The sequence below is a fragment of the Streptomyces alkaliphilus genome, from assembly GCF_014141535.1.
GTDB classification, from domain to species: Bacteria; Actinomycetota; Actinomycetes; order Streptomycetales; family Streptomycetaceae; genus Streptomyces; species Streptomyces alkaliphilus.
Map to the genome: position 1 here is coordinate 1 of NZ_VKHT01001296.1, position 1,152 is coordinate 1,152.

The 1,152-nt window shown below is 71.7% G+C and carries 2 protein-coding genes and 1 pseudogene; all 3 read right to left on the bottom strand.

The genetic code is table 11. From position 1 onward, the window contains the following. A partial coding sequence (locus FNQ90_RS27810; protein ID WP_228471563.1) for a hypothetical protein occupies positions 1–182 on the bottom strand: 182 nt, incomplete at its 3' end. Positions 183–292: 110 nt separating this feature from the next. Next, positions 293–514: a hypothetical protein gene (locus FNQ90_RS24075; RefSeq protein WP_182608274.1), complete on the bottom strand. Its 222-nt coding sequence runs from the start codon at positions 512–514 to the stop codon at positions 293–295. 147 nt (positions 515–661) lie between these two features. Beyond that, positions 662–1,152, bottom strand: a pseudogene (locus tag FNQ90_RS24080) (pentapeptide repeat-containing protein); the annotation flags it as partial.

Consider the following 1,152-nt stretch of genomic DNA (forward strand, 5'->3'; position numbering starts at 1 on the left):
CGGTCCCTCCCTGTGGTGTCGGTATCCACGGTACGGCCGTCGGTGTCCTCGGTGGGTGGGGAATACGGAACCGGGCCGGCTGGTCGGGCGGGTCCGGCGAGGAGTTGCCGGTGCGCGGTGAGGGGCGGGACGGTGTCGGCCGCATCGGCAGTGGTCAGGAGTTGCGCCGGTCCCGGGTGCATCGGTTCCTTCTTCGGGGAGCTCCCGGGTCAGGGCGCCCGGGCCGGGCGGTGTCCGGGCACGCTCACCTCGCACGCCGCGGCAACCGGCCGAGGACCATCCACGGATGTCGTCAGCGGCGGTTGCGCGGGTGGTTGCGGGCGGTGCGTTCGTTGCCGTGCTTGTACGCGCCGGTCCAGCGCGCCATCACTGCCTGGGCGTCGCCCGATGCCACCTCGGTGAGGAACTTCTGCACCCGGGCGCCGCGCAGGGTGCTGGCGGGGTGGCCGTGGTGGGTGATGGTGACGCTTCGGTCGCCGTGCTGTTGGTACCGGAATCCGGAAGGTCTCGGCATGTCCGTATCCTGCCCGCACGACCGTTCCCGCGTCGTCCCATTTCTTTCGGCCGTCGGCCCGGGACCGCCCCGGCCCGGCGCCGAAACCACGTTGGGCCGGGGCGGTCCCGGCCAAAGCAGGGGGCTCCCGTCCCGGCCGGGGTGGGGTCAGCGTTTGACGCGGGCGCGGATGGCGAGGATGGCCAGGGCCAGCAGGGCGGGTTCGGTGAAGCGGCTTCCCATCTCGATGTAGGTGCCGGCGGTGGTGAGGTTCTGTCCCGAGGAGCGGAAGACGGTGGAGTTGATCACCACGCGCAGGGCCTTTTCAAAGCGGTCGGTGGTCAGCTCGATCCGGTGGCCGTTCTGCGCTCCGGTGATCTCGGGGCGGGGGTCCTTGTCGGGCAGGCCCCACACCATCATCACCAGCACGGTGGTCGCCATCGCGACGCCCAGCCAGGCCAGGGCGCGGGAGGCGCGCAGGCCATAGCCGGACAGGGCCCAGTAGGCGGTGATCAGTGCGCGTTCGGCGCGGGGTCGGGTGGGGTCGTGGCGGCGCATCTCCATCTCGCCGTAGTAGAAGTCCGCGGCATCCGGTTCGGCCCTGCGGTCCTCCAGGGACTTGCGCAACTGCCGGTACAGCGCCGCCACGGCACGTGGGG

Bases quoted from the DNA above. Each gene is read 5' to 3' on its own strand.
- FNQ90_RS24075 (WP_182608274.1), bottom strand. From the start codon at position 514: ATGCCGAGACCTTCCGGATTCCGGTACCAACAGCACGGCGACCGAAGC.